Genomic DNA, 233 nt, shown 5'->3' with positions numbered 1-233 from the left:
CGGGCTGATCCTCGACCCATCGCCAGAACAGCCGGTAGCCGACCGCGAGCATCACCGGGCCGATGAACAGACCCAGCACGCCGCTCGTGATCATGCCGCCCAACGCGCCGATCAGCACGACGGGCATCGGCACGTCGACCCCGCTGCCGAGCAGCAACGGCTTGAGCACATTGTCGGCCAGCCCCGCGATGAACGTGTAGATCGCGAAGATGATGGTCGCGGCGCTCGCGCCC

The 233-nt window shown here is 67.8% G+C and carries 1 protein-coding gene; it reads right to left on the bottom strand.

The features are described from left to right. The coding region (locus SB753_RS41800; RefSeq protein ID WP_410805786.1) for an AI-2E family transporter at nucleotides 1-233 on the bottom strand (233 nt) is incomplete at both ends.

Origin of the sequence: Paraburkholderia sp. SIMBA_053, assembly GCF_046534895.1 — a bacterium.
Lineage (GTDB): Bacteria > Pseudomonadota > Gammaproteobacteria > Burkholderiales > Burkholderiaceae > Paraburkholderia > Paraburkholderia caledonica.
The sequence above is the reverse complement of the archived record's forward strand: the minus strand, read 5'-3'. Positions and strand labels throughout refer to the sequence as shown.